At 42.1% G+C, this 3,786-nt stretch carries 3 protein-coding genes and 2 pseudogenes; 3 read left to right on the forward strand and 2 right to left on the reverse strand.

Translation table 11 applies throughout. From position 1 onward, the window contains the following. Together DCCM_RS00725 and DCCM_RS19640 are read right to left on the reverse strand one after the other, a co-directional pair. Positions 1-424: FAD-dependent oxidoreductase (locus tag DCCM_RS00725; protein WP_123057279.1), on the reverse strand; the 424-nt coding region annotated here is incomplete at its 3' end. 22 nt (positions 425-446) lie between these two features. Continuing rightward, complete coding sequence (locus tag DCCM_RS19640) at positions 447-659, reverse strand: 4Fe-4S dicluster domain-containing protein (RefSeq protein ID WP_104370559.1); 213 nt, start codon at positions 657-659, stop codon at positions 447-449. A 724-nt stretch (positions 660-1,383) separates the two neighbouring features. Between DCCM_RS19640 and DCCM_RS00735 the strand changes: the two are divergent. The 3 genes and pseudogenes from DCCM_RS00735 to DCCM_RS19795 all read left to right on the forward strand — a co-directional run. Continuing rightward, positions 1,384-1,811: pseudogene (locus DCCM_RS00735) on the forward strand (IS3 family transposase); the annotation flags it as partial. A 1,013-nt stretch (positions 1,812-2,824) separates the two neighbouring features. Continuing rightward, a complete protein-coding gene (locus DCCM_RS00745; protein WP_231702586.1) occupies positions 2,825-3,307 on the forward strand; it encodes a DUF3231 family protein in 483 nt (160 codons plus the stop codon). A gap of 304 nt (positions 3,308-3,611) precedes the next feature. Then, positions 3,612-3,786 (forward strand): annotated as a pseudogene (locus tag DCCM_RS19795) (IS4 family transposase); the annotation flags it as partial.

The raw sequence follows: 3,786 nt of genomic DNA on the forward strand, positions 1-3,786 counted from the left end.
TTAGCATGGTCGCTCCTGTAGCATGTTGTGGCCAGATATTCTTGACGTTTTGAGTGCCGCGAGCCTTTGTCCAGACATAACCATTTTTATCTTTCTGAAAGTTTATACCAAATGCCTCATAATCTTTTAACCGTTGATAAGATCCTTCAAAGACTGCTCTTATCATATTTTGATCAACAATCCATTCATTCCCAAGAGTAATATCATAAACATAATCATCAATCTCATCTTCTGGAAGAAGAACTTGAGAGGCTCCTCCTGCAAAATAAGAATGTCCACATTTCCCGGCAAACGACTTCTCAACCAAGGTAACCTTGCAGCCGCTGTCCACTGCTTTAATGGACGCCCATAACCCCCCAAAGCCTCCACCGACAATAAGAACGTCTGTCTTTATTTTTTCCCATGTACTTAAACTCTCTATCACATTCATTCCCCCTGTAAATTATTTACCAAGCCATTGGTTTTACCTTTCTAAACGGGTGAACATCTACCGCATGGACTGGACATGCCATTTCACAGTTGAAACAAGTCCAACAATCTTGAGGATACTTTATTTGTGCCTTTTTGCTGGTATCATCGACCTCAATGACATCACCGGGACAAACGGTTGCACATACCCCGCACCCAATGCATACTTGTTGGTCAATCTTGCGTAACATCTTTTCAACCTCCTTTTTTATAAAGTTTTAAGTGAATAATTTCACTATTATATAAATTATATTACTACCCTTTGATGCAGTTACGCTAATCGAGAGTTGTAATAACTCTTATGCAATTTTCGAATTAAATCAATTATACATTTTTGTGATAATCTTATAATTTTCAGTTTACTGTATTATCTAAAATAACTATTACCAAGTTTAGATATAAATTTAATCTATTAATGTAGCGATTCACGCTCCTTGGCGATAAGCTAAGCACCGACAAAGTCATTGAACAACAACGGTAAGCTCACCGTCACTGGCGCTAAACGTTCATATTTAAGAATCAGTGCCAGTGGCGATGTTCTTGTTTTTTTTAGAAGTTATCGCCACTGGCATTGGTATTTTAGTTAAATTAATCAATCATCTTCGAGGCCTTTTTGTACCGTATCTGTATCAATTGTCGGACTATCTGCTACGACTACCGCTACAATAGCATACCGGCATGTGTTATTAATTCAGCGAGGAATGCCTTTGGAAAACTGGTAGATAAGCTGTATTGCCGCATCCGTAAATCGCCAAATCTCCTGACTTGCATCATGATGGTCATTAGAGGAAAAACAGCTTAAGATTAGCAAGTCAGGAGGAAAAAAATTGAATTCGTTGTCTGATGATGAGCGTGAGCGGGTTGCTTTGCAACGATTTGAGATTATTGCACCCTTATTAAAACGCCATTTGCCACGATGAAGGATGGCTGTACCTGGCCGGTGTTATGGATCTATACGGCAGGACAATCCTTGGTTTTTCCATGGCTGAGCACATAAAAAAATCCCTTGTAATAGAAGTATTAAACCAGGCTATCGGCAGAACTGGCGCGAAAGGAGAGCTGTTGGTGCATTCCGATCGCGGTGTTCAATATGCCAGCAAAGAATACCCGGCCATACTGAATAAGAATAAATTCATATGTAGCATGAGCCGCAGAGGTAACTGCTATGACAAGAATCGTTTTGGGGCAAGCTCAAACAGGAGTGGTTGTATGGCAGGCGATTTAAGACGCGGGCCGAGGCCAAGGCAGCCATATTTGAATATATCGAAGTATTTTACAACCGGCGTCGCATACATTCAAGCAACGGCTACAGAATACCAATGCAAGTCATAAAGGCAGCGTGATGATACTAAAGAACATTTTGAGGTACCCAACCCTGTAGCGAATGGTACTAGTTTTTCCACTACAATAATACTTTTTGTTTACCATAAGGTAACTTTGGTACCTGTATATAAACTCTTTAGGGCTTTACCAAACGAACAAGCATGACTTCACGACACAAAAATATCCTCTTGAGGATTAAAACGATAGAGGGTGACTATTAAAGTCACCCTACTGCAAAAGGCTGCCTGCATCATAATGGAGCGCCACGGCGGAAGACTTCCGGCCTCTTACCGGAACTTGCTGGAGTTGCCGGCAATCGTGTTGACTCTCACGTAATTTGGCGGGGCACTTTTCACTGTCAGTGACGTGAGAATTTAAAAGTCGATTTGCCACAAAGTTAAAAAATCTAACGTTAACCACCTTCATGGCCGGCATATACCAATCATTGTGATTTGTAAAGCACATGCCAACCAATGTGGAAGGTGTTAATGAAGTGTAAAAGATGATAACCGGGTTTAGCCGGCTGTCCCGCGCTGACGTTCCATGTCAGCCAAAACCCGGCCAATATGACTTTCCTCAATTACATCATGTCCCTTTGGCGCGGCATCATGTAATGCCTGATTGCAAATATGGTTAAGCGGACGGGGAACTCCTTGCGATGCCGCATAAATCATTTGCATGGCGCCTTCAGAAAATAATGGCTTATCCATCTTGGCTGCATTTATCTGGTGCCGAATGTAGGCTATCGTTTCTTCTTTTGTTTAAGCCGCCCAAATGGTACTGCAGTTGAACCCGCTGGACTACGGCTTCATACTTTTTTAAACGCAAGATCCGCCTGAATTCAGTCTGTCCGACCAAAATCAATGGGAGAAGAGATGCCGAATCCATTCGATAATTCATCACGAACCGCAACTCCAGGATCATGGCCTGGCTCAATTCATGGGCTTCCTTTTCTTGTTGTAATTTGTTGATGAAATTGGATATTTTATGGGTATTTCGGCTAAAATAAAAGAAATTGCAGAGGATGATTAAAATGATTTTAAATAGCAAAAAGGCTGAAGACATCCATTCCGGGGAGGCTTACATATTATGGGCTCAACTGGTGGCCCATTATGATACTTTGGAGCTAATCGAATTTTTTATGAGTGTGGCCAAGGATAAAGATTTCAAGTTATTGGTAAAAAATGGATTATCCCGGGTAATAAAACCGCAAATCGACAAGCTTGAAGCCACAATGAATTTTTACAATTTGCCGCTTCCTTCCAGGCCGCCCAGTAAGGTGAATCTACAAAATAACGTGGAGGCGGCCAGGGATGAATCCATGTACAGCATTATCTCCGATCTTTCCCAAACTGCCCTGAACTTGCATATTAAAGCAATAAATATGTGCGTGAATGATTCCATCAGAAATTTATTCGTGGAATTTCTTAATGATGAGCTAAAGACATATGACAATCTGGTGAAGTATGGAAAGGTGAAAGGCTGGATCCGCAATGCGCCAAGTTATTATCATTAAAATATGAACTGAAACGGAAAGCCAATGTCCCTTCAAACAATTCTCGGACAAATTGGCTGTCCCAGCGCACGTTCATACTGTAGCCCTGGCGCTGTCCGGAATGGGGGAGAGGCCGGGTAAATCGCCGCTGATTCGGATGGCGGGTTCGCTTCCGCCTCTATACCCTTACCGCCATGAAGGATTTTGTTCTTTAAAAAGAACTGCGGCCTCGATCAGATTATCGGAGACCACATCAATATTATTTAGTGTCAGCAGCAAAGCAACCCGAAACATGACTGCACTTAAAAAACTCCTTTTCAGCCAACGGATCGATAAACGCACCACCAGCTACAAAAGAAGGGCTGAAAGCATTAAAAAATCGACTGAGGTGATGTTTGACCTTTTACGCCAAGCCCAGGAGTATGGTATCCAGGCAAGGCATCTTCTTTTCGACAGCTGGTTTGCCTTTCCGTCCGTTATCTGCAGGGTGCGTGAACATC

The sequence above is a fragment of the Desulfocucumis palustris genome, from assembly GCF_002933875.1.
GTDB classification, from domain to species: Bacteria; Bacillota; Desulfotomaculia; order Desulfotomaculales; family Desulfocucumaceae; genus Desulfocucumis; species Desulfocucumis palustris.

Bases quoted from the DNA above. Each gene is read 5' to 3' on its own strand.
- DCCM_RS19640 (WP_104370559.1), bottom strand. From the start codon at position 659: ATGTTACGCAAGATTGACCAACAAGTATGCATTGGGTGCGGGGTATGT.
- DCCM_RS00745 (WP_231702586.1), top strand. From the start codon at position 2,825: ATGATTTTAAATAGCAAAAAGGCTGAAGACATCCATTCCGGGGAGGCT.